The organism is Klebsiella michiganensis, assembly GCA_000963575.1.
GTDB classification, from domain to species: domain Bacteria; phylum Pseudomonadota; class Gammaproteobacteria; order Enterobacterales; family Enterobacteriaceae; genus Cedecea; species Cedecea michiganensis_A.
Map to the genome: position 1 here is coordinate 5,072,374 of CP011077.1, position 26,988 is coordinate 5,099,361.

General features: G+C 53.8%; 25 protein-coding genes. 8 read left to right on the forward strand and 17 right to left on the reverse strand.

The features are described from left to right. Positions 1-88: 88 nt before the first annotated feature. From glmU to VW41_23590, 14 genes are all read right to left on the reverse strand, one after another. Positions 89-1,459 carry a bifunctional N-acetylglucosamine-1-phosphate uridyltransferase/glucosamine-1-phosphate acetyltransferase gene (gene glmU, locus VW41_23525; protein ID AJZ91775.1) on the reverse strand — a complete coding sequence of 457 codons (1,371 nt, stop codon included), beginning with the start codon at positions 1,457-1,459 and terminating at the stop codon, positions 89-91. Positions 1,460-1,756: 297 nt separating this feature from the next. Beyond that, a complete protein-coding gene (gene atpC / locus VW41_23530) occupies positions 1,757-2,176 on the reverse strand; it encodes an ATP synthase F0F1 subunit epsilon (protein ID AJZ91776.1) in 420 nt (139 codons plus the stop codon). Between the two features lie 19 nt (positions 2,177-2,195). Then, positions 2,196-3,578 (reverse strand): ATP synthase F0F1 subunit beta, encoded by a 1,383-nt coding sequence (locus tag VW41_23535; protein ID AJZ91777.1) that lies wholly within the window; start codon positions 3,576-3,578, stop codon positions 2,196-2,198. A gap of 157 nt (positions 3,579-3,735) precedes the next feature. Beyond that, complete coding sequence (locus tag VW41_23540) at positions 3,736-4,599, reverse strand: ATP F0F1 synthase subunit gamma (protein AJZ91778.1); 864 nt, start codon at positions 4,597-4,599, stop codon at positions 3,736-3,738. Between the two features lie 50 nt (positions 4,600-4,649). Beyond that, positions 4,650-6,191: an ATP F0F1 synthase subunit alpha gene (locus VW41_23545; GenBank protein ID AJZ91779.1), complete on the reverse strand. Its 1,542-nt coding sequence runs from the start codon at positions 6,189-6,191 to the stop codon at positions 4,650-4,652. A 12-nt stretch (positions 6,192-6,203) separates the two neighbouring features. Further along, positions 6,204-6,737 carry an ATP F0F1 synthase subunit delta gene (locus VW41_23550; GenBank protein AJZ91780.1) on the reverse strand — a complete coding sequence of 178 codons (534 nt, stop codon included), beginning with the start codon at positions 6,735-6,737 and terminating at the stop codon, positions 6,204-6,206. A 14-nt stretch (positions 6,738-6,751) separates the two neighbouring features. Further along, on the reverse strand, positions 6,752-7,222 hold the full coding sequence (locus VW41_23555; protein ID AJZ91781.1) for an ATP F0F1 synthase subunit B: 471 nt from the start codon (positions 7,220-7,222) through the stop codon (positions 6,752-6,754). A 61-nt stretch (positions 7,223-7,283) separates the two neighbouring features. Next, complete coding sequence (locus tag VW41_23560; protein ID AJZ91782.1) at positions 7,284-7,523, reverse strand: ATP F0F1 synthase subunit C; 240 nt, start codon at positions 7,521-7,523, stop codon at positions 7,284-7,286. A gap of 47 nt (positions 7,524-7,570) precedes the next feature. Then, on the reverse strand, positions 7,571-8,389 hold the full coding sequence (locus VW41_23565) for an ATP synthase F0F1 subunit A (protein AJZ91783.1): 819 nt from the start codon (positions 8,387-8,389) through the stop codon (positions 7,571-7,573). 8 nt (positions 8,390-8,397) lie between these two features. Further along, positions 8,398-8,778 carry an ATP F0F1 synthase subunit I gene (locus VW41_23570; GenBank protein AJZ91784.1) on the reverse strand — a complete coding sequence of 127 codons (381 nt, stop codon included), beginning with the start codon at positions 8,776-8,778 and terminating at the stop codon, positions 8,398-8,400. 619 nt (positions 8,779-9,397) lie between these two features. After that, on the reverse strand, positions 9,398-10,021 hold the full coding sequence (gidB, locus tag VW41_23575; protein ID AJZ91785.1) for a 16S rRNA methyltransferase: 624 nt from the start codon (positions 10,019-10,021) through the stop codon (positions 9,398-9,400). Between the two features lie 59 nt (positions 10,022-10,080). Beyond that, positions 10,081-11,970, reverse strand: a complete 1,890-nt coding sequence (locus VW41_23580; protein AJZ91786.1) for a hypothetical protein — start codon at positions 11,968-11,970, stop codon at positions 10,081-10,083. A 370-nt stretch (positions 11,971-12,340) separates the two neighbouring features. Continuing rightward, positions 12,341-12,790, reverse strand: a complete 450-nt coding sequence (locus tag VW41_23585; GenBank protein AJZ91787.1) for an FMN-binding protein MioC — start codon at positions 12,788-12,790, stop codon at positions 12,341-12,343. A gap of 89 nt (positions 12,791-12,879) precedes the next feature. Beyond that, on the reverse strand, positions 12,880-13,338 hold the full coding sequence (locus VW41_23590) for a transcriptional regulator (GenBank protein ID AJZ91788.1): 459 nt from the start codon (positions 13,336-13,338) through the stop codon (positions 12,880-12,882). A gap of 155 nt (positions 13,339-13,493) precedes the next feature. Here VW41_23590 and VW41_23595 point away from each other — a divergent pair, with 155 nt between their 5' ends. After that, complete coding sequence (locus tag VW41_23595) at positions 13,494-14,486, forward strand: asparagine synthetase AsnA (GenBank protein ID AJZ91789.1); 993 nt, start codon at positions 13,494-13,496, stop codon at positions 14,484-14,486. Between the two features lie 3 nt (positions 14,487-14,489). Here the strand turns inward: VW41_23595 and VW41_23600 are convergent, their stop codons facing one another. After that, positions 14,490-15,941, reverse strand: a complete 1,452-nt coding sequence (locus tag VW41_23600) for a hypothetical protein (GenBank protein AJZ91790.1) — start codon at positions 15,939-15,941, stop codon at positions 14,490-14,492. Beyond that, positions 15,938-17,431, reverse strand: a complete 1,494-nt coding sequence (locus VW41_23605) for an ATPase (GenBank protein AJZ91791.1) — start codon at positions 17,429-17,431, stop codon at positions 15,938-15,940. The genes VW41_23600 and VW41_23605 overlap by 4 nt, the downstream gene beginning before the upstream one ends. A gap of 224 nt (positions 17,432-17,655) precedes the next feature. On the opposite strand from VW41_23605, the gene trkD reads away from it, so the two are divergent. The 7 genes from trkD (at position 17,656) to VW41_23640 (ending at position 25,593) form a co-directional block, all read left to right on the forward strand. Continuing rightward, the gene (gene trkD, locus VW41_23610; GenBank protein ID AJZ91792.1) at positions 17,656-19,524 is read left to right on the forward strand and encodes a potassium transport protein Kup; all 1,869 of its coding nucleotides are present in this window, start codon (positions 17,656-17,658) and stop codon (positions 19,522-19,524) included. Positions 19,525-19,777: 253 nt separating this feature from the next. Beyond that, positions 19,778-20,197: a D-ribose pyranase gene (locus VW41_23615; GenBank protein ID AJZ91793.1), complete on the forward strand. Its 420-nt coding sequence runs from the start codon at positions 19,778-19,780 to the stop codon at positions 20,195-20,197. Positions 20,198-20,207: 10 nt separating this feature from the next. Continuing rightward, positions 20,208-21,722 carry a sugar ABC transporter ATP-binding protein gene (locus tag VW41_23620; protein AJZ91794.1) on the forward strand — a complete coding sequence of 505 codons (1,515 nt, stop codon included), beginning with the start codon at positions 20,208-20,210 and terminating at the stop codon, positions 21,720-21,722. Then, a complete protein-coding gene (rbsC, locus tag VW41_23625) occupies positions 21,719-22,684 on the forward strand; it encodes a ribose ABC transporter permease (protein ID AJZ91795.1) in 966 nt (321 codons plus the stop codon). Before VW41_23620 ends, rbsC begins: the two co-directional genes overlap by 4 nt. Before the next feature lie 27 nt (positions 22,685-22,711). Next, on the forward strand, positions 22,712-23,599 hold the full coding sequence (locus VW41_23630; GenBank protein ID AJZ91796.1) for a D-ribose transporter subunit RbsB: 888 nt from the start codon (positions 22,712-22,714) through the stop codon (positions 23,597-23,599). Positions 23,600-23,667: 68 nt separating this feature from the next. Beyond that, positions 23,668-24,597, forward strand: a complete 930-nt coding sequence (locus tag VW41_23635) for a ribokinase (protein AJZ91797.1) — start codon at positions 23,668-23,670, stop codon at positions 24,595-24,597. Positions 24,598-24,600: 3 nt separating this feature from the next. Beyond that, positions 24,601-25,593 (forward strand): transcriptional regulator, encoded by a 993-nt coding sequence (locus VW41_23640; GenBank protein ID AJZ91798.1) that lies wholly within the window; start codon positions 24,601-24,603, stop codon positions 25,591-25,593. On the opposite strand, the gene VW41_23645 is transcribed toward VW41_23640, so the two are convergent. Continuing rightward, positions 25,590-26,984 carry a major facilitator transporter gene (locus tag VW41_23645; protein AJZ91799.1) on the reverse strand — a complete coding sequence of 465 codons (1,395 nt, stop codon included), beginning with the start codon at positions 26,982-26,984 and terminating at the stop codon, positions 25,590-25,592. The two genes, VW41_23640 and VW41_23645, sit on opposite strands and share 4 nt — an antisense overlap. Between the last annotated feature and the right edge of the window lie 4 nt (positions 26,985-26,988).

The following is a 26,988-nucleotide window of genomic DNA, read 5'->3' on the forward strand; positions in this document are numbered from 1 at the left end:
TCCCCAAAGGGGCGAGGGAGAAAAACACCGCACCGAACGATCACCTCTCCCCTGTGGGAGGAGGGTTAGGGTGAGGGGTATAAATCCGTTACTTCTTCTTCACCGGCCGCTGCCAGCCCTGGATGTGTTTCTGTTTTACGCGGCTGATCACCAGCTCATTTTCAGCAACATCGCGCGTTACTGTCGTCCCGGCACCAATCGTGACACCACTGGCCACGGTGACCGGGGCCACCAGCTGAGTATCAGAGCCTACAAATACGTCATCACCAATGATGGTTTTATGTTTGTTCGCCCCATCGTAGTTGCAGGTAATGGTGCCGGCACCGATGTTAACGTTATCACCAATTTCAGCATCACCGAGGTAGCTCAGGTGGCCCGCTTTAGAGCCTTTACCCAGACGCGCCTTCTTCATCTCAACGAAGTTGCCAACATGCGCGCCCTCCGCCAGCTCAGCGCCTGGACGCAGTCGGGCAAATGGCCCGATGGTGCAGGCAGCTTCAAGCGTCGCATCCTCAATGACGGTGTACGGACTGATTTCGCAGTCATCGCCGATAACCGCGTTTTTAATCACGCAACCAGTGCCTATCTTCACGCGGTTGCCCAGCGTAACGCGGCCTTCCACAATGACATTAGTATCTATTTCAACATCGCGCCCGTGCGTTAATTCACCGCGCAGATCGAAACGAGCCGGATCGCGCAGCATGACCCCCGCCAGCAGCAGCTTGTCGGCCTGCTCTGTTTGGTAGACGCGTTCCAGGCGAGAAAGCTGCAGGCGGTTATTCACGCCCTCAACTTCACTCAGGCGATCCGGGTGAACAGCGGCAATTTCACGCCCTTCACCGTGAGCCAGGGCAATAATATCGGTGATGTAGAACTCGCCCTGCGCGTTGTTGTTATCCAGCTTACCGAGCCAGCGCTTCAGATCTGCACCGTTAGCCACCAGTATCCCGGTGTTGATTTCATTGATTCTACGCTGCTCTTCGCTCGCATCTTTATGTTCCACGATGCCGACGACCTTGCCGTTTTCACGCGCAATGCGTCCATAGCCGGTAGGATCTTCAAGCTTAACGGTCAGCAGGCCGATGCCGCCCTGCGGTTTAGCTTCGCGCAGGCGCTGTAACGTCTCGATAGAGATCAGCGGCACATCGCCGTACAGCATCAGAATGTCTTCGTCATCGCCAAAGAACGGGGCCGCCATCTGCATCGCATGGCCGGTTCCCAGCTGCTCTGCCTGCAGCACCCAGTTAAGCGCGCCGTCATTCAGGGTCTGCTTGAGCAGGTCGCCGCCGTGGCCATAAACCAGGTTAACCCGCTGGGCACCTAATTTATTTGCGGCATCAATGACATGCTGGACCATTGGCTTCCCAGCCAGCGTGTGCAGCACCTTTGGAAGGTCTGAGTACATGCGGGTTCCTTTGCCGGCAGCAAGGATAACCACGCTCATTGCGCTGTTTGACATACGTGTCCTGAATCTGTTTAGTGTGTGAAGTAAAGCGATTTAGCCTTGAAAATTCTACATATTTTGCATCAAAAAATACGCTGCAGCTAATTTCACCGTCTTGAGATTATCTGCGTCTTTTATAGCAGCAATCTCGCTAGAATCCATGGGAATTAAGGCCAAAATATGGGCTATATCCCCCGTAGATTGCGCTATCTCGCTGGTTTTATGGTTATTTTGAGTATGGAATAAAGCTGAAGAATAAAAAAAATGCCAGTCAGGTTTCCCGGACTGGCATTTGTCTTTTCAAGCAGGTAGTTACATCGCTTTTTTGGTTAACTCGATAACGCGCAGTTTGGCGATCGCTTTAGCCAGTTCAGCAGAAGCCTGAGCGTAATCCACGTCACCGTGGGAGCTGTGCATGTGCTCTTCAGCTTTGCGTTTCGCTTCCAGGGCACGCGCTTCGTCGAGATCCTGGCCGCGAATCGCGGTGTCAGCCAGGACGGTTACGTTACCCGGCTGTACTTCCAGAACACCACCGGACAGGTAGATAAACTCTTCATGTCCGTGCTGCTTAACGATGCGGATCATACCAGGCTTAATGGCGGTGAGCAGCGGTGCGTGGCCCGGGTAAATACCCAGTTCACCTTCGCTACCCGTTACCTGGATCTTCTCGACCAGACCGGAGAACATTTGCTGCTCCGCGCTGACGACGTCCAGGTGGTAAGTCATAGCCATGTCACCCTCCGATTAGGCGTTAAAGTTTTTTCGCTTTCTCAACAGCTTCGTCGATGGAGCCAACCATGTAGAACGCCTGCTCTGGCAGATGGTCGTATTCGCCGTCCATGATGCCTTTGAAGCCACGGATGGTATCTTTCAGCGAAACGTATTTGCCTGGAGAACCGGTAAAGACTTCTGCTACGAAGAACGGCTGAGACAGGAAGCGCTGGATCTTACGCGCACGAGCAACAACCAGTTTGTCTTCTTCGGACAGTTCGTCCATACCCAGAATCGCGATGATGTCTTTCAGCTCCTGGTAACGCTGCAGGATAGACTGAACGCCACGCGCGGTATCGTAGTGCTCCTGACCAACAACCAGCGGATCCAGCTGACGGCTGGTGGAGTCCAGCGGGTCAACGGCCGGGTAAATACCCAGAGATGCGATCTGACGGCTCAGCGTAACGGTTGAGTCCAGGTGCGCAAAGGTGGTCGCCGGAGACGGGTCAGTCAAGTCATCCGCAGGAACGTAAACGGCCTGTACGGAGGTGATAGAACCGGTCTTGGTGGAGGTAATACGCTCCTGAAGAACACCCATCTCTTCTGCCAGAGTTGGCTGATAACCTACCGCAGAAGGCATACGACCCAGCAGTGCGGATACTTCAGTACCGGCCAGGGTATAACGGTAGATGTTATCAACGAACAGCAGAACGTCACGGCCTTCGTCACGGAATTTTTCCGCGATGGTCAGACCGGTCAGCGCTACGCGCAGACGGTTACCTGGTGGCTCGTTCATCTGGCCGTAAACCAGTGCTACTTTATCCAGAACGTTGGAGTCGGTCATTTCGTGGTAGAAGTCGTTACCCTCACGAGTACGCTCACCCACGCCCGCAAACACGGAATAACCGGAGTGCTCGATCGCGATGTTACGGATCAGCTCCATCATGTTTACGGTTTTACCTACGCCCGCACCACCGAACAGACCAACTTTACCGCCTTTAGCAAACGGACAAATCAGGTCGATAACTTTGATGCCGGTTTCCAGCAGTTCCTGAGAGCTGGACAGCTCTTCGTAGGAAGGTGCTGCGCGGTGAATCGCCCAACGGTCTTCTTCGCCGATGTCGCCTTTCATGTCGATCGGCTGACCCAGCACGTTCATGATACGGCCAAGGGTCGCTTTACCTACCGGGACTTCGATCGGGTGCTCGAGGTCATTTACTTGCAGACCGCGACGCAGACCGTCGGAGGAACCCATTGCGATGGTACGCACGATACCGCCGCCGAGCTGCTGCTGAACTTCCAGCACCAGCTTCTCATTGTTGTTCTGTACCTCAAGCGCGTCATAAACGCGCGGTACGCCGTCCTGAGGGAACTCGACGTCCACCACGGCGCCGATTACCTGGACAATCTTTCCAGTAGCCATCTTGAATCCTCTACGTAATTCGTTTACCCGTCATATTTCAACTTGCAGATGCGTTGACTGCCTTCCCTCACCTCAGTCACTTACTTAAGTAAGCTCTTGAGGATTCGCTCAGTTGCCGCCTTTCTGCAAACCGAACTATTTAGGGTAATAACCTGGTTTAAACCGCGGACGCGCCACCGACGATTTCGGTAAGTTCCTGAGTAATGCTGGCCTGACGAGCTTTGTTGTATACCAACCGCAGCTCTTTAATCAGGCTGCCGCCGTTATCGGTTGCGGCTTTCATCGCCACCATACGTGCGGCCTGCTCGCTGGCCAGGTTTTCTACGACGCCCTGATAAACCTGAGACTCGACATAACGACGCAGCAGGGTGTCCAGCAGCGCTTTCGGGTCTGGTTCGTACAGGTAGTCCCAGGATTTACGCTTCAGCTCCTCATCTTCTGATGCCGGTAACGGCAGCAGCTGAGTGATGGTCGGAACCTGAGACATGGTGTTAACAAATTTGTTGCTGACAACGTACAGCTTGTCCAGACGACCTTCGTCGTAGGCTTGCAGCATCACTTTCACCGGGCCGATCAGTTCAGACAGGGAAGGGGTATCTCCCATGCCGGTAACCTGAGCAACCACGTTGCCGCCAACGGAGTTGAAGAAAGAAACGCCCTTGGAGCCGATCATCGCGAGTTCGCTCTGAACGCCCTTATCGGACCACTCTTTCATATCCGCCAGCACTTTTTTGAACAGGTTAATGTTCAAACCGCCGCACAAACCACGATCGGTCGACACCACCAGGTAGCCCACGCGCTTAACGTCGCGTTCTTCCAGGTATGGGTGCTTATATTCCAGATTACCGTTAGCAAGGTGACCAATCACTTTGCGCATGGTATCTGCATAAGGACGGCTGGCCGCCATGCGATCCTGCGATTTACGCATTTTGGAAGCGGCGACCATTTCCATCGCTTTGGTGATCTTCTGCGTGTTCTGGACGCTTGCGATCTTACTACGTATCTCTTTTGCGCCGGCCATGAGCTTCTCCTCAATGCCTCGCGGCTTGCCCTAGAGCAAGCCGCCAGACGTTACCAGGACTGGGTTGCTTTAAAGGAGTCGAGGATGCCTTTCAGCTTGCCTTCGATCTCGTCGTTATAGCCACCGGTCTGGTTAATTTCTTGCATCAGCGGAGCGTGATCACGGTCAGCGTAAGCCAGCAGAGCGGCTTCGAAGCTACCGATTTTCGCCAGTTCCACGTCTTCGAGGTAACCGCGTTCAGCCGCGAACAGCACCAGGCCCTGTTGTGCAACAGACATTGGGGCATACTGTTTCTGTTTCAGCAGCTCGGTCACTTTCTGACCGTGGCTCAGCTGTTTACGGGTGGCTTCGTCCAGATCGGATGCGAACTGAGAGAACGCAGCCAGTTCACGATACTGTGCCAGCGCGGTACGAATACCACCGGACAGTTTCTTGATGATCTTGGTCTGAGCAGCACCACCAACACGAGATACCGAAATACCTGGGTTAACTGCCGGACGGATACCGGAGTTGAACAGGTTGGTTTCCAGGAAGATCTGACCATCGGTAATCGAAATTACGTTGGTTGGAACGAACGCAGAAACGTCACCCGCCTGGGTTTCGATAATCGGCAGAGCGGTCAGGGAGCCGGTTTTACCTTTAACTTCACCTTTGGTGAAAGCTTCCACGTATTCCGCGTTAACGCGGGATGCGCGCTCCAGCAGACGGGAGTGGAGGTAGAACACGTCGCCCGGGAAGGCTTCACGACCTGGTGGACGACGAAGCAGCAGGGAAACCTGACGATAAGCAACGGCCTGTTTAGACAGGTCATCGTATACGATCAGCGCATCTTCACCGCGGTCACGGAAGTATTCGCCCATTGCGCAACCGGCGTATGGCGCCAGATATTGCAGTGCAGCGGATTCAGAAGCAGTTGCCACAACAACGATGGTGTTGGACAGTGCACCGTGCTCTTCCAGTTTACGAACCACGTTAGAAATGGTGGACGCTTTCTGGCCGATAGCCACGTACACACATTTAATGCCGGAGTCACGCTGGTTGATGATGGCATCGATTGCCATCGCGGTTTTACCGGTCTGACGGTCACCGATGATCAGCTCACGCTGGCCACGGCCGATTGGAATCATCGCATCGACGGATTTATAACCGGTCTGCACCGGCTGGTCGACGGACTGACGTTCGATTACGCCTGGTGCGATAACTTCGATTGGCGAGAAGCCATCGTTATCAACCGGACCTTTACCGTCGATTGGTGCACCCAGGGTGTTCACCACGCGGCCCAGCAGGCCACGGCCAACCGGTACTTCCAGAATACGGCCAGTACACTTAACTTTCATGCCTTCGGCAAGGTCAGCGTATGGACCCATAACTACGGCACCTACGGAGTCGCGCTCCAGGTTCAGTGCGATAGCGTAACGGTTACCCGGCAGGGAAATCATCTCACCCTGCATACAATCGGCCAGGCCGTGAACGCGGATAATACCGTCACTTACAGAAACAATTGTACCTTCGTTGTGAGCTTCGCTCACAACATTGAACTGAGCAATGCGCTGCTTGATCAGTTCGCTGATTTCGGTGGAATTCAGTTGCATGCTCCAGTCCCCTTAAGACTGCAAGACGTCTGCAAGGCGTTCAAGACGGCCGCGTACGCTACCATCAATGACCATATCACCCGACTGGATGATAACGCCCGCCATAACAGACTTATCGATTTTGCAATTCAGCTTAACTTTGCGTGACAGACGTTTTTCCATTGCGGTCGTAATGTTCGCGAGTTGCTCATTACTCAGCTCAGCCGCGGAGGTTACCTGAACCTCTACAATCGCTTCACTCAGCGCGCGTAAATGCGCAAACTGCTCGAGAACATCCGGGAGCGCTTTTAAACGACCGTTATCAGCCATCACCTTAATCAGGTTCTGGCCGTTGGCGTCCAGCTGCTCGCCGCAAATGGCGATGAACGAATCTGCGAGCGTCTCGGGTGCCAGTGCACCGGAAAGTAGCTCTTCCATTTGTTCGTTTTTCGTTACCTCGGCAGCAAACGCCAGCATGTTCTGCCAGCGGTCTACGCTCTGGTGTTCGACGGCAAAGTCAAAAGCTGCTTTGGCGTAGGGGCGAGCTACAGTAACAAATTCAGACATCAGCCCCTCCCTCCTTACAGTTCAGCGACCAGTTTATCGACGATGTCGCTGTTAGCAGCTTCATCTACGGAACGTTCGATTATCTTCTCGGCACCGGCAATTGCCAGCAGAGCGACCTGCTTACGCAGCTCTTCACGAGCGCGTTTACGCTCAGCGTCGATTTCTGCCTGAGCCTGTCCAACGATTTTATTACGTTCCTGCTCTGCCTCAGTTTTGGCTTCATCAAGGATCTGGGCACGGCGTTTGTTCGCCTGCTCAATGATCACCTGAGCTTCCGCTTTGGCTTTTTTCAGCTGGTCGGTCGCGTTGGCCTGTGCAAGGTCAAGGTCCTTTTGAGCACGTTCTGCAGAAGCAAGACCGTCAGCAATTTCTTTCTGACGTTTCTCGATGGCTGCCATTAATGGCGGCCATACGTACTTCATGCAGAACAGAACAAACAGGACAAACGCGATGGCCTGGCCGAGGATTGTTGCGTTAATGTTCACAGCACAATGCCTCTTTGTTAGTTAACGTTCTGATATTACTAGATGACTCAAACATCGCTCACTAGGCGACGGCGAACATCACGTACAGACCCAGACCAACAGCGATCATTGGGATTGCATCCACCAGACCCATTACGATAAAGAACTGAGTACGCAGCAGTGGAATCAGATCTGGTTGGCGTGCAGCGCCTTCCAGGAATTTGCCCCCGAGGATGCCGATACCGATCGCAGCACCGATTGCCGCCAGACCCATCATCACAGCGGCAGCCATGTACAGCAGATCCATATTCAGGTTTTCCATGACAGTCTCCAAGTTTGTTTCAGTTAAACGCAGTAGTGGTAAGTAAATTAATGTTCTTCAGACGCCATCGACAGATAGACGATCGTCAGAACCATGAAGATGAAGGCTTGCAGCGTAATAATCAGGATGTGGAAAATGGCCCACGGCACATTCAGAATCCACTGTGACCACCACGGCAACAGACCTGCAATCAGAATGAAAATCAGCTCACCGGCATACATGTTGCCGAACAGTCGCAGACCCAGTGACACAGGTTTGGACAGCAGGCTTACCCCTTCAAGGATTAAGTTGACAGGAATAAATGCCCAGTGATTGAACGGCTGCAGCGTCAGCTCTTTCGTGAAGCCGCCAATGCCTTTCATTTTGATGCTGTAGAACAGAATGAGGATAAACACGCCCAGCGCCATAGACAGGGTGATATTCACGTCCGCGGACGGCACCACGCGCAGGGCTGGCAGGCCAAAGATGTGCTCGCCAATGTATGGCAGCAAATCGATAGGCAGCAGATCCATCAAGTTCATCAGGAAGACCCAGACGAAAATCGTCAGGGCGAGTGGAGCGATAACCTTGCTTTTGCCATGGTACATGTCTTTCACGCTGCCATGCACAAAGCCAATAATCAGCTCTACAAAAGTCTGGAATTTACCCGGGACGCCGCTGGTGGCGGTTTTCGCCACTTTACGGAACAACACCAGGAACACCAGACCCAGAAATACTGAGAAGAACATGGAGTCGATGTTGAGCGTCCAGAAGGTAGCCGGGGGGTTATGCGGATCCACCAGCGAGAAAGTACGCAGGTCCAACTGAAGGTTATTCAGGTGGTGACCTATATACTCCTGCGGTGTAGAGATTTCTCCTGCAGACATGATGCCTCTTACCCTTTGTTGTTAATTACAGCTGGTGCGAGTATCTGCACAACCAGCACCGAAACCCACGTCACTATTAGCGGCAATACCACCGCCTTAAAGTACGCCAGCGCCACCACTAAAATGATGAAGGTCGCAATCACCTTTAGCACTTCGCCGAGAGCGAATGTCCAGGCCACACGGCCTTTTGCGGGTGTATGCGCCTGATGGCGCCAGGCAAAAATCATAAACAGCACGTTTGGCAGCCAAACCGCCAGGCCTCCACCGAGAGCGGAAGCGCCCCAAGAAGGAGCTTTAAGGCAAAACAGCAGTCCAATTGCTACTACAGCCAGAAGTTGGATGAACAAAAGCTTGCGGGCTACGTTCTTACTCAAGAGCGACACAGACATGACGTTTCCTAACTCCTGCTACCTATGAGGTATGTCGCGTGTCGTATAAAACTGTCTTTGCGACGCTGAGTCAAGCCTCAAAAAGCGAGCAAATTATACGGTGCGGCCCAGTGATTTCAAACAATAAGTAGCGAAAAGGTGAACAAATGTTTAATTAATTTTCCGCACAGCCATTTTCTGACTTTTGATGAATCGCATCGGCTTCCTCAAAAAGTGCAAATAAGCCGAAATCCCCGACAGCAAAGCGTGCACACGATCACAAATTAAACATCTTATCGTCAGGCACTATTTTGCCGCCTAAGAAAGCACTAATTACATATGATTGATAATTAAGCTGATTAATGCGCACTCTGTTTAAAACAACTTGAAACGTCATAAAAACCTTTCATTGACATTCCAGTTAAACTTTTAACATTCGAAAGAGACCATTTTTCGGCGTAATTTTAGTCGGATGATATTTTCAAATAAAATTATTACCCTGGTAACTAATCGGTTTGAGGTTAAAAGCAGGATAAATCCGAGTTAAAGATTGGTTAAATGTAACCAGGCATTTCATCGGTAACCCTCCCCCTTTTTAACCTCAGTGAAACATTTCAATCGCGCCGTTTTTTGATAAATATTAAGTTTTGTTTGCCTTAATCAGCACCAAATGCCTCTCCCCTTCCAGGCCTGGCACGCTGAGTTTGACGATATCTTCCACAGCGAATCCGGTCGGCAGTTCAGTAATCTCTTCATCCGGGCGTACGCCCTTCAGCGCATAAAATCGCCCGTGTTCCCCCGGCAGATGGTGGCACCAGTTCACCATGTCGCTCAGCGAGGCAAAAGCTCGACTGATGACGCCGTCAAACGGTGGCTCCGCTGGGAAATCTTCCACGCGGCTTTGTACCGGGGTGATGTTTTCCAGCTTCAGCTCGTGCTGCACTTGCCGCAGGAATCGTACACGCTTGCCGAGGCTGTCCAGCAGGGTGAAATGCGAATCAGGGCGCACGATTGCCAGCGGAATGCCCGGCAGGCCTGGACCTGTACCGACATCGATAAACCGATTTCCCTGCAAATGCGGCTCGACCACTATGCTGTCCAGGATATGCCGAACCAGCATTTCATCAGGATTACGCACCGAAGTCAGGTTGTATGCTTTGTTCCATTTGTCGAGCAGCGAGACATAGCCTACCAGCTGCTGCTGCTGATGTTCTGGCAGGGTGATGCCGGCGTCTTTCAGCAGGCGAGATAATTTAGTCAGCACGTCGTAAACCCATCAAAAAAAGAGGCCAGGATTGCCTGGCCTGTTGTCGTCCATTATTTTCAGGCGCTGCGTCGCAGCAGCCCTTGTTTTTTAAGCCAGACAAGCAAAATCGAGATTGCCGCAGGGGTAATTCCCGAAATACGGGATGCCTGACCAATTGAAACCGGTTTGTGATCGTTAAGCTTCGCGATCACTTCGTTCGACAGCCCGCTCACCTGGCTATAGTCGAGCGTGGCAGGCAGCACAGTATTCTCATTGCGCTGCTGTTTTTCAATCTCGTCCTGCTGGCGCGCAATATAACCTTCGTACTTAACCTGGATCTCAACCTGCTCGGCCGCCTGAGGATCTTCCAGGCCTGGCGTGAAGGTCGACAGCTGCATCATCGAAGCATAGGTCATTTCCGGGCGACGCAGCAGATCTTCGCCGTTAGCTTCTTTGGAAAGCGGTGCGCTGAGCTGTGCATTCACCTCTGCCACCTGCTCAGAATGCGGGTGCAGCCAGATATCTTTCAGGCGCTGACGCTCACGCTCGATCATTTCAAGCTTATCGTTGAAGCGAGCCCAGCGAGCATCATCCACCAGCCCAAGTTCACGACCTGCCGCAGTCAAACGCAGATCGGCGTTGTCTTCACGGAGCATCAGGCGGTATTCGGCCCGAGAGGTAAACATGCGGTACGGTTCTTTGGTCCCCAGAGTACACAGGTCATCCACCAGCACGCCAAGGTAAGCCTGGTCGCGACGTGGTGCCCAACCCTCTTTCTCAGCAGAGAAGCGGGCGGCGTTAAGACCGGCAAGCAGGCCCTGAGCTGCAGCTTCTTCGTAACCGGTGGTGCCGTTGATCTGGCCAGCAAAGAACAGACCCTGAATAAATTTGCTTTCCAGCGTCGGCTTCAGATCGCGCGGATCGAAGAAGTCGTACTCAATGGCGTAACCAGGACGAACGATCTTCGCGTTTTCCATCCCCTTCATAGAACGGACGATCTGCATCTGGACGTCAAACGGCAGGCTGGTGGAGATCCCGTTAGGGTATATCTCGTTGCTGGTCAGCCCTTCAGGCTCCAGGAAGATTTGGTGTGCGTTGCGATCGGCAAAACGCATCACTTTGTCTTCGATAGACGGGCAGTACCGAGGCCCAATGCCTTCGATAATCCCCGCATACATTGGGCTGCGGTCGAGGTTATTACGAATGACCTCGTGCGTCTGCTCGTTGGTATGCGTGATGTAGCAAGGTACCTGCTCCGGGTGCTGGCTCACATTTCCCATGAACGAGAAGACCGGCATCGGATTATCTCCGTGTTGCGGAGCAAGTACGCTGAAGTCAATGGTACGGGCATCAATACGCGGAGGCGTGCCCGTTTTCAGGCGGCTAACGCGCAGAGGCAATTCACGTAAACGACGTGATAATGGGATCGAAGGTGGATCGCCCGCACGGCCGCCGCTGTAGTTATCCAGCCCGATGTGGATCTTCCCGTCGAGGAAGGTGCCTACGGTAAGCACAACCGCTTTGGCACGGAATTTTAGCCCCATCTGGGTCACTGCGCCGACGACACGATCGTTCTCAACGATAAGATCTTCAACCGCCTGCTGGAAAATCATCAGGTTGGGTTGGTTCTCCAGCGCGGTGCGGACGGCCTGACGGTAAAGCACACGGTCTGCCTGAGCGCGGGTAGCGCGGACTGCCGGGCCTTTGCTGGCGTTTAGTATTCTAAACTGAATACCTGCATGATCGATCGCGGTAGCCATCAGGCCACCGAGGGCATCCACTTCCTTAACCAAATGTCCCTTGCCAATACCGCCAATAGCCGGGTTGCAAGACATCTGTCCCAGCGTGTCGATATTGTGTGTCAGAAGCAGGGTCTGCTGACCCATACGAGCTGCGGCCATTGCCGCCTCTGTGCCTGCATGACCCCCGCCGATGATGATGACGTCAAAAGGATCTGGATAAAACATGGTAACTGCCTCGGTTTCGCGAATGAGGGTTTGTGACTTCCCGGGCTGGGGATTCTACTCAACTTTAGTCTTTCGAGAAAGCATCGGGATCTTCGGTAATTAAAAGAAGATCTTTTTTATTTAAAGATCTCTTTATTATGATCTCTTATTAGGATCGACCACCTCTGTGGATAAGCCATTTATCCATTTTAGGATCAACAACCTGGAAAGGATCGTTTGCTGTGTACTACCGGTGATCCCAGACCGTATAAGCTGGGATCAGAATTGAGGTTTATGCACAACTCAAAAAGTGAACAACGGTTGTTATTGGGATAACTACCGCTTAATCCAAGCTTTTAACCAGAGTTATCCACATCCGATCGCGCAATCTTTACACTTCAGGGAGTAAATTAATCCAGGAACCAACCCAAATCTCGGCCGGATCCTCAGGAATATCGTGATCGAGGATGTTAATTTTGAGCAAGGATCCTAAGCGGGTTGCCCCACAGTCAGTCAAAAGCTGGTCGATCTTCTCTATAGCACCGCAAAACGTATCGTATTCACGGCTGCCGATCCCGATCGCGCCATAGCTTACGCCGCTCAGATCCGGGCGCTGTTCATTTATAGCGTCATAGAAAGGCTGCAGGTTGTCCGGCAGATCGCCAGCACCGTGCGTGGAAGAGACCACCAGCCAGATACCGCGGGTTTTCAGATCCTCTAAAAGAGGGCCGTGCAGCATTTCAGTGCCATGCCCTGCTTCTTCAAGCTTCTCTGCCAGATGTTCTGCTACATATTCGGCACTACCCAGCGTACTGCCGCTAATCAGAGTGATATCAGCCATTGTGTCCCGCCTTTTCAAATCGTCGCGTATTGTACGCTGTGAAAGAGCGGGGATCTACCTGTGGATAATATGGGTATTAAAATTAACGATCAGGGCCGGATAGTACGCATTATCGGGTTTTGCAGCGAGATCAACGTCTCAGTGGACTGAATTTCGTCGATTGTTTGGATCTTGTTGATAAGTACTTGCTGCAGGGCATCAATGGAGCGGCACATCACCTTAATAAAGATGCTGTAGTGGCCTGTGGTGTAGTAAGCCTCGGTCACCTCATCGAGGCTTTCCAGCTTGGTCAGGGCGGAGGGGTAATCTTTGGCGCTTTTCAGGATAATGCCAATAAAGCAGCAGACGTCATAGCCGAGCTGTTTAGGGCTGATGTCAATGCGCGCGCCGGTGATAATCCCTGCCTGCTTCATCTTTTCGACGCGAACATGAATAGTGCCCGGGCTGACGCCAAACTGCTTGGCCAGTTCTGCATATGCGGTGCGGGCATTTGCCATTAATGCTTCGAGTATGCCGCGATCGAGATTGTCGATCTGATAATTATCCATCACTTTTTCCTATGATAAATGCCGATTTTCCATTTTTTATAGCCTTAAATTCGTCGATTAAAAAGAGGTTGGCCTTTTTTATTGTTGATTATTGAATACGGTGACGTTTCTGTTGCTTAATCGATGACAGAAACATCACAACAAAGAGAAAAGCCATGAAAACCGCCTGGATTGCTAAACAACGTCAGATCAGTTTTGTGAAAACGCATTTTTCCCGTCAACTGGAAGAGAAGCTTGGCCTGATTGAAGTGCAGGCGCCGATCCTCAGCCGCGTGGGAGATGGTACACAGGACAACCTCTCTGGCAGCGAAAAAGCAGTGCAGGTTAAGGTGAAAACCTTGCCGCAGGCGCAGTTTGAAGTGGTGCATTCGCTGGCCAAATGGAAAAGAAAAACGCTAGGCCAGCATGACTTCAGCGCGGGTGAAGGGCTTTACACGCACATGAAAGCCCTTCGCCCCGATGAAGACCGTTTATCCCCTATTCACTCGGTCTATGTCGATCAGTGGGACTGGGAACGCGTGATGGGCGACGGCGAACGTCATACCGGCACGTTAAAACAAACCGTCGAGAGCATCTGGGCGGCGATTAAGGCTACCGAGGCTGAAGTGAGTGAGCGGTTTGGCCTGGCCGCCTCGCTGCCGGAGAAAATTCATTTTGTTCATAGCGAAACGCTGCTGCAGCGCTTCCCTGGTCTGGATGCGAAAGGTCGCGAGCGGGCTATCGCTAAAGAGCTTGGCGCAGTCTTCTTGATCGGTATCGGGGGCAAACTGTCGGATGGAAAGCGTCACGATGTTCGCGCCCCGGATTATGATGACTGGTCAACGGGGGGAGACGCAGGTTTACCGGGGCTAAACGGCGATATCCTGGTCTGGAACCCGGTGCTGGAAGATGCCCTGGAGCTTTCTTCTATGGGGATCCGCGTGGACGCTGAAACCCTGAAGCGCCAGCTGGCTATCACCGGAGATGAAGACAGGCTTCAGTTGGAGTGGCATCAGTCGCTGGTCAAAGGCGAGATGCCACAAACCATCGGCGGCGGTATCGGCCAGTCCCGCCTGACGATGCTGCTGCTTCAGCTGCCCCATATCGGCCAGGTTCAGTGCGGCGTTTGGTCGCCAGAGGTGCAGGCTAAGGTTAGCGACCTGCTGTAAGCCTCAGCGCCGCCAGCGACGCAGCAGGCGGCTTCTCATCCCGGTGTCAAAGCGCCAGATATGGTCAAAAATGCGCATGATGCCGGGCTTTCCATGTCCCGACATGGCGACCGCGTGAAAGCGGTTCTGATACTGTCGCTGTAGCGCCTTCACGCTACTGACGACATCGTCCGGCAGCCGTTGGGCGATAAAATCCGAAATCACCACCGCATCGGCATCGTGCCAGTCCCCGGTCTGCATTTTTTCCAGGATCGAGCGGAAGCAACTGGCAAGATCTGTTCCGCCGCTGAAATGCTGGCTTAAAAAACGGATCGCCTGATCGATCCCGTCCCGCCCGCTGACCTCATAGCGCACTACTTCGCTGGAAAACAGCATAATGAAACAGCGCCGGTTATCGGCGAGAGCAATCCGCATCAGCGCCAGGCAAAAGGCTTTCGCGCATTGCTCGTTGAACCCGCCCATGGAGCCGGAAGTGTCCACGCAAACAATAAATGGCCCACGGGGCTGTTCATCAAAATCCTGATGAGCAACCGGGCGTTCGATGACTTTTTCACGCCATGCGTCACCGTGCAGACGGTAAGTGAGCAGTTGCTTCTCCACCAGCCTGCGGTAGAACTCAAACTCCAGTTCGGTAATACCCAGCGTTGCCAGCTCTGGCGGCAGCAGGCGCAGGATATCGTCGCTGCGCTGCAGACCGTCCACCTGTTCTGGCACGGTAGCCGGTTCCCGAACCAGCATACGCCAGGGCTCCGTGGGGGAATCTTTTCGCGGGACGGATTTTGCTTCACGAGAGCGCCCCAGCTGTTCGGCAAGCTGCATTAATTCTGGCTGACCGGTGAGAAACTCGCCGTATTGCACAATCAGCTGATAGTCCCCGCGCTTCAGGGCGCCGCCGCTCATATCCCACAGCTTGCCGGCCGCTTTGTCGTTCTCGGCAAGCGCGGGGTCCAGTTGTCCGCTAAGCGCCAGCCGCGCCTGAATCTCCGCCAGCAGCTTGTCGCGCTCGTCTTCTAATAACTGTTGGTTAAGTGATGTGGCTTGTACAACCAGGCTCAACCGCCAGCGCTGTAGAAACAGCGTATGCTGCGCCTGGGTGAAATGTGGGTTATCGGCCACCAGCGTTTTGGCCTGCTCATAGAACGGCGAGCCGAGTTTGTGCAGCAGTTGAAGAATATCCGGCAGTCGCGCCATGAGCTGCCCTGTAGTAAGCAGCTGGCTCTGCTGGTAGCAAAGGACTTCCTGCGCCAGTTCATCCGGAACATGCCCGTCCTTCAGGCGGCCTTTTAGCTGGTCCCGCCAGCGAGGTAAGTCTTCACTAACGGCTTTTTTTAAACGCGGGAATTTTTCGAAAAACACCGCCAGCTGCGGGGCAGCCAGCAGGGTAATAATGATCTCTTCTATCAGTTCACCTTCACCGATAGCCAGGATCATATCCAGCGTTTCAACGCTTATCATTGCCGGGCCTGTTTCAGCTGCGCCGCAACGTCCTGCAGGCTGGCTTCAATTTTCCCCAGCCAGTTGCTCTCAATAAACAGACATTTTTGCTGATCGTTAAAACGTTCGTGCTGCTGGTGCAGCGCGGCATCGAGATCGTCAAACTGTTTTTTGATCTCATCTGGCACGCCCTGCTGCTGGTGGCCCGGTAGCGCAAGCCGCGTGGCCTGTAGGCTGACATCGCGGATAGTCAGGTGCAGGCTGTTGTCCACTTCCAGGTTAAGCAACTGCGCAAAGCCAATGCCGTTCAGCTTACCGCGGATCTCACCGCCTTTATTAAGCCACTGTGCCAGCGCTTCTCGCGCCAGAGTGATATGGATCACTTCGATATCGTGCAGCTTCAGCGGTTTTTGCAGTAAAAGCGTCAGCGTTTCGCCGGTTAACTCATCCGGGAGCTGGTACTGCGGTTTGCGGCTGAACATGCCGGTCTGCTTGAGTACGGTAAAAGCATCCCGATCGCTGCTTTGCTGCTGAAGCTGAAGGCGGCGCTGAACGATGGCGCTGAGTTTGCTAAGAATGGTCTGCTGTTGCCACGCGTGCCCGGTCATCAAAACTTCAATCTGCTGCTGCATCAAATTCATGGTCGCCGTGTCGTGCCACAGGCAGTCTTTGAGCAGGATAAGATCGATAGGCGCCACGGTATCGCGACCGTTAAAGAAGGCGCTGGCCTGCAGCAAACGAATGGCTTTTTTCCAGCGACGATCGGATACATAAGGCGCGCCCGGCGTCGCCTCAAGCAACTGCCTCAGGGTGAAGATAAGGTCAAAAACGTCGTCCGGCAGCGTGACGCCGCCGATTTGCTGCTGCCAGCTGAAATATTCTTCATCGGTGACCTGCAGATTTTCGCTGACAGGATTGAAGTTTTCGTCGTGCTGGCTGATAAGCATCGAGCGGAAATTCGCTTTGTCCTGCACTTTGTCCAGCCAGAGGCGAATCAGCATGCGGTCATACAGCGCTTCCAGGCTGCTGTCCGCTTCGGGTAATTCGTTGGAGGCGGCCACCAGCAGGCGCATAGGGATTTTTTCTTCACTGGCGCCGTTGCGGAAGCGGCGTTCGTTAATGGCGGTCAGCAGGGTGTTTAAAATTGCCGGGCCGGCTTTCCAGATCTCATCCAGGAACACGATTTCGGCTTCCGGCAGGTAGCCGGCGGTCAGTCGCTCATAGCGGCCTTCATCTTTCAGCGCCTGAATAGAAAGCGGACCAAAAACTTCTTCTGGCGTTGAGAAGCGAGTCATTAGATATTCAAAGGCTCGCGCTTCGCGAAAAGCAAATTTCAGGCGGCGGGCGATCAGGCTTTTTGCAATGCCTGGCGGGCCAAGTAAAAAGACGCTCTCGCCGCTCAGCGCCGCCAGCAAACAGAGACGAACGGCATGCTGACGCTCAAAAAGTCCCTTTTCCAGCGCCTGGCTGAGACGAGAAATTCTTTCAGCCAGCAAATGTGATTGAGCCATAATTAGCTTTGCATCCTTACGCGGTTAACCCTGTGGAGAAACGCGAGTATAGCGTTTATTTTTAGCCAGTTAATGTGCTGATTATGCCGCATGCAGCGTTTGAGCTGAGATAAGTCAAATGCATTTAGGAGTACGATTTACACAATTATCGTGCATACTGTGCGCCGTTTTGTGGGCCAAGGGACTAAGCACACGTTTTCGGGATTCCAACAAAAGATTAGTCTATGAGCGCTGATAATAAACAATCGTTGCCGGCCGTTACGCTGGCTGCTATCGGGGTTGTGTACGGTGATATTGGTACCAGCCCGCTTTATACCCTTCGTGAATGTCTGTCCGGGCAGTTTGGGTTTGGCGTTGAACGCGACGCTGTGTTTGGCTTTTTGTCGTTAATTTTTTGGCTGTTGGTACTGGTCGTTTCCATCAAATATCTCACCTTCGTGATGCGTGCGGATAACGCCGGGGAAGGCGGGATCTTAACGCTAATGTCGCTTGCCGGTCGTAATACGACGGCGCGAATGACCTCTGTACTGGTGATCATGGGGTTGATTGGCGGCAGTTTCTTCTACGGCGAGGTGGTTATCACGCCGGCGATATCGGTGATGTCGGCCATAGAGGGTCTTGAGATAGCCGCGCCGCAGCTTGACCAGTATATTGTTCCCCTTTCTATTATTGTGCTGACGCTGCTGTTTATGATTCAGAAACACGGCACCGGCATCGTGGGCAAGCTGTTTGCGCCAGTGATGCTGCTGTGGTTCCTGACGCTCGCCGTCCTGGGCGCCCGCAGTATTATCGGCAACCCTGAAGTCCTGCAGGCGCTTAACCCCGCCTGGGCGGTGAATTTCTTCGTGCAGTATAAAGCCGTTTCGTTCGTTGCTCTGGGGGCGGTTGTGCTGGCAATAACCGGCGTTGAAGCGCTGTATGCCGATATGGGGCACTTCGGTAAGCTCCCGATTCGCATCGCATGGTTTGTTGCGGTTCTGCCGTCATTAGTCCTTAACTATTTTGGCCAGGGTGCCCTGCTGTTAAAGAACCCGGAAGCGATCAAAAACCCGTTCTTCCTGCTGGCACCTGACTGGGCGTTAATCCCGCTGTTGGTATTGGCGACGCTGGCAACGGTGATTGCCTCTCAGGCCGTTATCTCAGGCGTTTTCTCGCTGACGCGTCAGGCGGTTCGCCTGGGGTATCTCTCGCCAATGCGCATCATCCATACCTCGGAAATGGAGTCCGGGCAGATTTACATTCCAGCGATTAACTGGATCCTGTATATCGCCGTGGTGATCGTCATCGTTAGCTTCGAACACTCAAGCAACCTTGCGGCGGCATACGGTATCGCGGTAACTGGCACGATGGTGCTGACCTCGATTCTCTGCTGCACCGTAGCGCGCAAAAACTGGCACTGGAATAAAATTGCCGTGCTGCTGATGTGCGTGGGCTTCCTGTTTATCGACGTGCCGCTGTTCTCTGCCAACCTCGAGAAAATCGTTTCCGGCGGCTGGCTGCCGCTCACGCTGGGGCTTGTCATGTTTACCATCATGACAACATGGAAGAGCGAGCGTTTCCGCCTGCTGCGTCGCATGCATGAGCACGGGAACTCGCTGGAAGCCATGATTGCGTCCCTTGAGAAGTCGCCCCCGGTTCGCGTGCCGGGCACTGCGGTATATATGTCCCGCGCATTGAATGTTATCCCGTTTGCCATGCTGCATAACCTGAAGCACAACAAAGTGCTGCATGAGCGAGTCGTGCTGCTGACGCTGCGCACTGAAGACGCGCCATACGTGCATAACGTTCGCCGGGTTTCTATTGAGCAGCTGTCGCCAACCTTCTGGCGCGTGGTGGCCAGTTACGGCTGGCGTGAAACGCCAAACGTGGAAGAAATTTTCCACCGCTGTGGCCTGGAGGGCCTGAGCTGCCGGATGATGGAAACCTCGTTCTTCATGTCGCATGAGTCGCTGATTATCGGCAAACGTCCGTGGTATCTCCGCCTGCGCGGGAAGCTATTCCTGGCCCTGCAGCGAAATGCCCTGCGCGCGCCTGACCAGTTTGAGATCCCGCCGAACAGGGTTATCGAACTGGGAACCCAGGTCGAGATTTAAGTCCTCTAATATTGCCCGGTGGCACAATGCTTACCGGGCAATTTTTTTATAGGTGCGCGGTGATGCCCTCACCCCGACCCTCTCCCACAGGAGAGGGTGCAAACACTAAAAACGGCAACCAAAGTTGCCGTTTTACTTTTACTGTCGAAACGTTTCGATGTTGATCACACTTCTTTAACCTGGTGGTTGTTTAACCGCCATCTCTTTTCCTACACTCATTATCAGCGAAACGTTTCGCTAGTGGAGCAGGAAAATGAAGAAAGGTACCGTTCTTAACGCTGATATTTCGGCCGTTATCTCCCGTCTGGGGCACACCGATACGCTGGTGGTTGCCGATGCCGGGTTGCCAATTCCGCGCAATACCCAGCGCATCGATTTGGCATTAACTCACGGCGTTCCGGGCTTTATGCAGGTCGTGGACGTGGTAACTCAGGAAATGCAGGTTGAGGCGGCAATCATTGCTTCTGAAATCAAACAACATAATCCCGCGCTTCACGAAACGTTGCTCAACCATATTGAGCAGCTGCAAAAACACCAGGGAAACACCATAACTATTCGTTACATCAGTCATGAGCAGTTCAAGCAGCACACCGCGGATGCACACGCGGTTATTCGCAGCGGGGAGTGTTCCCCGTATGCGAATATCATTCTCTGTGCCGGCGTAACCTTCTGAGGAGGTCAGCATGGAACCCTTACTGCAACTTAAAGGGATCGATAAATCGTTCCCAGGGGTGAAAGCCCTGTCTGGCGCGGCGCTGAACGTCTATCCCGGCCGTGCAATGGCGCTGGTGGGTGAAAACGGCGCCGGCAAATCCACGATGATGAAAGTCCTGACCGGGATCTATACCAAAGATGCGGGTTCGCTGCTGTGGCTGGGAAAAGAAACCGCCTTTAGCGGGCCAAAGGCATCCCAGGAAGCGGGCATTGGGATTATTCACCAGGAGCTTAACCTTATCCCGCAGCTAAGCATTGCGGAGAACATCTTTCTTGGCCGTGAGTTTGTCGGGCACTTTGGCAATATTGACTGGAAGAGGATGTACCGCGAAGCCGACAAGCTGCTGGCGAAGCTGAATTTACGCTACACCAGCGAACGTCTGGTGGGCGAGCTGTCGATTGGCGATCAGCAGATGGTTGAGATCGCCAAGGTGCTGAGCTTTGAGTCCAAAGTCATCATTATGGATGAACCAACCGATGCGCTAACCGACACGGAAACCGAGTCGCTGTTCCGCGTTATCCGTGAGCTGAAGGCTCAGGGCTGCGGCATCGTGTATATCTCCCACCGTATGAAAGAAATTTTTGAGGTGTGCGACGACGTAACTGTGCTGCGTGACGGGCAGTTTATCGCCGAGCGCGAAGTCTCTACGCTCACCGAAGATACCCTGATCGAAATGATGGTTGGCCGCAAGCTTGAAGACCAGTATCCGCATCTGGACAAGCAGCCCGGCGATATTCGACTGCGGGTTGATAACGTTTCCGGTCCCGGCGTGAAGGATGTCTCTTTCACACTGCGGCAGGGGGAAATTCTCGGCGTGGCTGGCTTGATGGGCGCCGGGCGTACCGAACTGATGAAAGTACTGTATGGCGCGCTGCCGAGAACCGCCGGTTATGTGGCGCTGGATGGCCGCGAGGTGGTGACTCGTTCTCCGCAGGATGGCTTGGCTAACGGCATCGTTTATATCTCCGAAGACCGCAAGCGTGATGGCCTGGTGCTGGGGATGTCGGTGAAGGAGAACATGTCGTTGACCGCGCTGCGTTATTTCAGCCGCGGGGCCGGCAGCCTGAAGCATAAAGATGAGCAACAGGCAGTGCAGGACTTCATTCGCCTGTTTAACGTCAAAACACCTTCTATGGAGCAGCCAATAGGTCTGCTGTCCGGCGGAAACCAGCAGAAAGTCGCCATCGCGCGCGGCCTGATGACTCGCCCGAAAGTATTGATCCTCGACGAGCCAACCCGCGGTGTAGACGTGGGGGCGAAAAAAGAAATTTATCAGTTAATTAACCAGTTTAAAGCCGAAGGGTTGAGCATCATTCTTGTGTCGTCCGAGATGCCGGAAGTGCTGGGCATGAGCGACCGCATCATGGTTATCCACGAAGGGCGACTGAGCGGTGAGTTTTCCCGTGAAGAAGCCACTCAGGAGGCGCTGATGGCTGCGGCCGTTGGTAAGCTTAATCGAGTGAATCAGGAGTTAGATAAATGAGTACCCAGACCGTGTCCACCCGTCGCTGGTTCACCAAAGCGTGGCTGATGGAGCAAAAATCGCTGATCGCTCTGCTGGTGCTGATTGCGATTGTCTCGGCCCTGAGCCCGAATTTCTTTACCGTGAATAACCTGTTCAACATCCTGCAGCAAACGTCGGTGAACGCCATTATGGCGGTGGGGATGACGCTGGTCATTCTGACCTCCGGGATCGACCTGTCCGTTGGTTCCCTTCTGGCGCTAACCGGGGCGGTGGCCGCCTCGATTGTAGGCTTTGAGGTGAATGCGCTGGTGGCCGTTGCCGCTGCGTTGGCTCTCGGGGCCGCAATTGGTGCCGTAACGGGCGTCATTGTGGCAAAAGGACGGGTTCAGGCCTTTATCGCCACGCTGGTGATGATGTTGCTGCTGCGCGGTGTAACGCTGGTTTATACCAATGGCAGCCCGATGAACACCGGCTTCTCGGACAATGCAGACCTGTTTGGCTGGTTCGGTATTGGCCGCCCGCTGGGGATCCCAACGCCGGTCTGGATCATGGCGATTGTCTTCCTGGCCGCGTGGTACATGCTGCACCATACTCGCCTGGGGCGTTATATCTATGCGCTCGGCGGTAACGAGGCGGCGACGCGCCTGTCAGGCATTAGCGTCAACAAAGTGAAAATCATCGTCTACTCTCTGTGTGGTCTGCTGGCGTCTCTGGCCGGGATCATCGAAGTAGCGCGTCTTTCCTCTGCTCAGCCAACGGCGGGTGCGGGATACGAACTGGATGCTATCGCGGCGGTTGTGCTGGGCGGTACCAGCCTGGCGGGCGGCAAAGGCCGGATTGTCGGCACGCTGATCGGGGCATTGATTCTCGGCTTCCTGAACAACGGTCTGAATTTATTAGGTGTTTCTTCTTATTACCAGATGATCGTCAAAGCGGTGGTAATTTTGCTGGCGGTACTGGTGGACAATAAAAAGCAGTAAAACCATAACCCTACAGGACATCTGACTATGAACATGAAAAAACTGGCTACCCTGGTTTCCGCTGTCGCTCTGAGCGCCACCGTAAGCGCAAACGCTATGGCAAAAGACACCATCGCGCTGGTGGTGTCTACCCTGAACAACCCGTTCTTCGTGTCGCTGAAAGATGGCGCGCAGAAAGAGGCCGACAAGCTGGGCTACAACCTGGTGGTGCTGGATTCACAAAACAACCCGGCAAAAGAGCTGGCAAACGTGCAGGACTTAACCGTGCGCGGCACCAAATTAATGCTGATTAACCCAACGGATTCAGACGCTGTGGGTAATGCCGTTAAAATGGCAAATCAGGCTAAAATCCCGGTGATCACCCTCGACCGTATGGCAAACCAGGGCACCGTGGTAAGCCACATCGCTTCTGATAACGTTGCTGGCGGCAAAATGGCCGGTGATTTCATCGCTAAGAAACTGGGCGACGGCGCTAAAGTCATTGAACTGCAGGGGATTGCCGGTGCTTCCGCCGCCCGTGAACGTGGTGAAGGTTTCAAACAGGCTGTGGCGGCTCATAAATTTGACGTTCTGGCCAGCCAGCCGGCTGACTTTGACCGCACTAAAGGTCTGAACGTTATGCAAAACCTGCTGACTGCACACCCTAACGTCCAGGCCGTATTTGCTCAGAACGACGAAATGGCACTGGGTGCCCTGCGTGCGCTGCAAACTGCGGGTAAGTCTGATGTGCTGGTCGTCGGTTTCGACGGCACTGCCGACGGCGTGAAAGCCGTTGAAGGCGGCAAACTGGGGGCGACAGTTGCTCAGATGGCTGACCAGATCGGCGTTATCGGTGTGGAAACCGCCGATAAAGTGCTGAAAGGCGAAAAAGTGGATGCGAAAATCCCGGTTGATTTGAAACTGATCGCCAAATAAGAATCAAAGAAAAGCAGGGCAACGCGCCACTCAGGCATGAGTGGCGCACTCAAACTGGATATCAAGATATGAAAAGCACAGGCAAACTCGTCGTTCTTGGCAGCATCAATGCTGACCACATCCTCAACCTCGAACATTTCCCAACGCCAGGCGAAACCGTCACCGGGCAGGGATATCAGGTGGCGTTCGGCGGTAAAGGTGCGAACCAGGCCGTTGCGGCAGGGCGCAGTGGGGCAGACATTGCGTTTATTGCCTGTGTGGGCGATGACGATACCGGCGGCCGTGTTTGTAAGCAGCTTGCCAGCGATAATATCGATACTTCGCCAATCAGTACCATTAAAGATGAAGCGACCGGCGTGGCACTTATCTTTGTCAACGGCGCAGGTGAAAACGTGATTGGCATTCACGCTGGCGCGAATGCAGCCCTGACACCTGAGCTGGTGGAAGCGCAACAGCCGAAAATCGCCGATGCCTCAGCGTTATTAATGCAGCTGGAATCCCCGCTTGAGAGCGTTCTGGCTGCGGCGAAAATTGCCCATCAGCACCAGACCAAAGTGATTCTGAATCCGGCCCCGGCCTGTGAACTCTCTGATGAGCTTCTGTCTCTGTTAGATATGATAACCCCGAACGAAACTGAAGCCGAAAAGCTGACCGGCGTGCGCGTTGAGAACGATGCAGATGCTGCAAAAGCCGCTGAAGTGCTTCACGGTAAAGGGATCGATACAGTAATTATTACTCTTGGCAGCCGTGGCGTGTGGCTAAGCGAAAAAGGTCACGGCAAACGTGTGCCGGGCTTTAAGGTTAACGCTGTCGATACTATCGCCGCAGGCGATACTTTCAATGGTGCGCTGGTTACCGCATTGCTGGAAGAAAAGTCGATGGAAGATGCCGTGCGATTTGCTCACGCTGCCGCTGCAATCGCCGTGACGCGAAAAGGTGCTCAGCCTTCCGTGCCGTGGCGCCAGGAAATAGATGAGTTTCTGCAGCAGCAGAGGTAAGCCATGGCTACCATGAAAGACGTCGCCCGCCTGGCGGGCGTTTCTACTTCTACCGTTTCTCACGTCATTAATAACGATCGCTTTGTTAGCGATGCCATTCGCCAGAAGGTTGAGGAAGCGGTAAAAACGCTGAACTACGCCCCTTCTGCGCTGGCTCGCAGCCTCAAGCTCAATCAAACGCACACTATTGGCATGCTGATCACCGCGAGTAGCAACCCCTTCTATTCCGAACTGGTGCGTGGCGTGGAGCGCAGCTGCTTTGAACGCGGCTATAGCCTGGTGCTGTGCAATACCGAAGGCGATGAGCAGCGCATGAACCGAAATCTGGAAACGCTGCTGCAAAAGCGCGTCGATGGATTACTGCTGCTGTGTACCGAAACGCATCAGCCTTCGCCTGAAATCATCAACCGCTACCCGACTATCCCGACCGTGATGATGGACTGGGCGCCATTTGAAGGGCAAAGCGATGTGATTCAGGATAACTCGCTGCTCGGCGGGGAAATGGCCACGCAGCACCTTATCGACAATGGCTATACCCGCATTGCCTGTATCGCCGGGCCGCAGGACAAAACGCCGGCCAGGCTACGCCTGGAAGGGTACCGGAAAGCAATGGCGCAGGCCGGGCTGACTATTTATCCCGGGTATGAAATTATCGGCGACTTCGAGTTTCAGGGTGGATTTAGCGCCATGAGCGAACTGCTCACTCTGGCGGACAGGCCTGACGCAGTATTTATGGGGAATGATGCCATGGCCGTTGGGGCCTACCATGCTTTATATCAGGCTGGCCTCAGCATACCCCAGGACATGGCGGTGATTGGCTACGATGATATTGAACTTGCGCGTTACATGACGCCGCCGCTGACGACCATTCATCAGCCTAAAGATGAGCTTGGCGAACTGGCCGTGGATGTGCTTATCCACCGGATGGGGCAGCCCGATCTGGCGCAGCAGCGTTTACTGCTGACGCCGGAGCTGGTGGAGCGAAGCTCCGTTTAAGGTTTGTGGCGTTCTTTAATTAAGTTGCGCCCGTCTTTGGGGCGCAGCAGCAGAAATACCGCCGAAGAGACCAGCGTTATCGCACCCATCGTCAGCAGGGTGTAATGGAACTGTTCGATGGTATTGACGCTCTCAACACCCTCCCATGCCCGCAACACTGCCGCGCTTACCGCAACCCCAAGGCTGATTGAAAGCTGCTGAGTCACCGCTAACACGCTGTTGCCGCTGCTGGCGTTCTCATCCGTCAGGTCAGCAAGCGTGATGGTATTCATGGCCGTGAACTGCGTCGACATCGCCATCCCTAATATAAAGAGGGGAAGGATCAGCAACCAGACTTCCATTCCCGGTGACTGTAGCGAGAACTGGGCAATAAGCAGGCCGATGACGAGGGTGATGCCGACCAGTGTTTTACGATAGCCTAGCCAGCGCAGCACCTGAGTCACCGTCGATTTGGCCAGTAACGAACCAACTGCCGTAGGCGCCATCATGCAGCCAGCCAACAGTGCCGAATAACCAAATCCCACCTGTAGCATAAGTGGCATTAAAAAAGGCACGCAGCCGGTGCCGAGACGTGAGGCTATATTGCCGACGATACCAACGGAGAAGGTGCGCGTCTTAAACAGAGGCAGGGGAATAAGCGGGGTTGGAACGCGGCGAGCATGCCAGACATACGCCAGTAGCAACAAAACACCGCCCAGAATAACCAACATGCCTATATAGCTGGCAACAATCCGCTCGCCAAATAGCTCAACGCCGCTGGAGATCAGCACCAGCCCCGCACCAAAGAGCAGGAAGCCGCTCATATCAAATCCGCGTTTAGGCGTGGTGAAATTGGGCATGTATTTGCGGGCATACAGCAGGCCCAGAATGCCAATCGGAATATTGATTAAAAAGATCCAATGCCAGCTTGCCCAGGTCACCAGTACGCCACCGAGCAGTGGGCCGATAATCGGGCCGACCAGGCCTGGCATGGTGACAAAGTTAAGCACCGGGAGTAATTCGCTGCGCGGATAAGCCCGAAGTAGCGCCAGACGGGCTACCGGCATCATCATTGCCCCACCAATCCCCTGAATCACGCGGAAGATGACCAGTTGAGTTAACGATCCGGACATGGCGCAGGCGAAGGAGCCAAGGGTAAACAAGCTAACAGCCAGCATAAATACGCGGCGTGTGCCGAAGCGATCGGCTAGCCAACCGCTTACCGGGATAAGCATTGCGACGGTTAAGGTGTAGCTAATAATGGCGGCCTGCATGGCCAACGGTGAGCGATTCAGGCTATGGGCTATTGCCGGGAGCGCGGTGTTAAGAATGGTGGCATCCAGCGCCTGCATAAAGAAAGCCATCGCGGCTATCCATGGCAGGCCGGCCATGCTGCGTGCTGTTTTCGTCATTATT

What these genes read in the sequence shown, in the direction of transcription:
- glmU (AJZ91775.1), bottom strand. Translation starts at nt 1,459, where the DNA reads ATGTCAAACAGCGCAATGAGCGTGGTTATCCTTGCTGCCGGCAAAGGA.
- atpC (AJZ91776.1), bottom strand. Translation starts at nt 2,176, where the DNA reads ATGGCTATGACTTACCACCTGGACGTCGTCAGCGCGGAGCAGCAAATG.
- VW41_23535 (AJZ91777.1), bottom strand. Translation starts at nt 3,578, where the DNA reads ATGGCTACTGGAAAGATTGTCCAGGTAATCGGCGCCGTGGTGGACGTC.
- VW41_23540 (AJZ91778.1), bottom strand. Translation starts at nt 4,599, where the DNA reads ATGGCCGGCGCAAAAGAGATACGTAGTAAGATCGCAAGCGTCCAGAAC.
- VW41_23545 (AJZ91779.1), bottom strand. Translation starts at nt 6,191, where the DNA reads ATGCAACTGAATTCCACCGAAATCAGCGAACTGATCAAGCAGCGCATT.
- VW41_23550 (AJZ91780.1), bottom strand. Translation starts at nt 6,737, where the DNA reads ATGTCTGAATTTGTTACTGTAGCTCGCCCCTACGCCAAAGCAGCTTTT.
- VW41_23560 (AJZ91782.1), bottom strand. Translation starts at nt 7,523, where the DNA reads ATGGAAAACCTGAATATGGATCTGCTGTACATGGCTGCCGCTGTGATG.
- VW41_23565 (AJZ91783.1), bottom strand. Translation starts at nt 8,389, where the DNA reads ATGTCTGCAGGAGAAATCTCTACACCGCAGGAGTATATAGGTCACCAC.
- VW41_23570 (AJZ91784.1), bottom strand. Translation starts at nt 8,778, where the DNA reads ATGTCTGTGTCGCTCTTGAGTAAGAACGTAGCCCGCAAGCTTTTGTTC.
- VW41_23580 (AJZ91786.1), bottom strand. Translation starts at nt 11,970, where the DNA reads ATGTTTTATCCAGATCCTTTTGACGTCATCATCATCGGCGGGGGTCAT.
- VW41_23585 (AJZ91787.1), bottom strand. Translation starts at nt 12,790, where the DNA reads ATGGCTGATATCACTCTGATTAGCGGCAGTACGCTGGGTAGTGCCGAA.
- VW41_23590 (AJZ91788.1), bottom strand. Translation starts at nt 13,338, where the DNA reads ATGGATAATTATCAGATCGACAATCTCGATCGCGGCATACTCGAAGCA.
- VW41_23595 (AJZ91789.1), top strand. Translation starts at nt 13,494, where the DNA reads ATGAAAACCGCCTGGATTGCTAAACAACGTCAGATCAGTTTTGTGAAA.
- VW41_23600 (AJZ91790.1), bottom strand. Translation starts at nt 15,941, where the DNA reads ATGATAAGCGTTGAAACGCTGGATATGATCCTGGCTATCGGTGAAGGT.
- VW41_23605 (AJZ91791.1), bottom strand. Translation starts at nt 17,431, where the DNA reads ATGGCTCAATCACATTTGCTGGCTGAAAGAATTTCTCGTCTCAGCCAG.
- trkD (AJZ91792.1), top strand. Translation starts at nt 17,656, where the DNA reads ATGAGCGCTGATAATAAACAATCGTTGCCGGCCGTTACGCTGGCTGCT.
- VW41_23615 (AJZ91793.1), top strand. Translation starts at nt 19,778, where the DNA reads ATGAAGAAAGGTACCGTTCTTAACGCTGATATTTCGGCCGTTATCTCC.
- VW41_23620 (AJZ91794.1), top strand. Translation starts at nt 20,208, where the DNA reads ATGGAACCCTTACTGCAACTTAAAGGGATCGATAAATCGTTCCCAGGG.
- rbsC (AJZ91795.1), top strand. Translation starts at nt 21,719, where the DNA reads ATGAGTACCCAGACCGTGTCCACCCGTCGCTGGTTCACCAAAGCGTGG.
- VW41_23630 (AJZ91796.1), top strand. Translation starts at nt 22,712, where the DNA reads ATGAACATGAAAAAACTGGCTACCCTGGTTTCCGCTGTCGCTCTGAGC.
- VW41_23635 (AJZ91797.1), top strand. Translation starts at nt 23,668, where the DNA reads ATGAAAAGCACAGGCAAACTCGTCGTTCTTGGCAGCATCAATGCTGAC.
- VW41_23640 (AJZ91798.1), top strand. Translation starts at nt 24,601, where the DNA reads ATGGCTACCATGAAAGACGTCGCCCGCCTGGCGGGCGTTTCTACTTCT.
- VW41_23645 (AJZ91799.1), bottom strand. Translation starts at nt 26,984, where the DNA reads ATGACGAAAACAGCACGCAGCATGGCCGGCCTGCCATGGATAGCCGCG.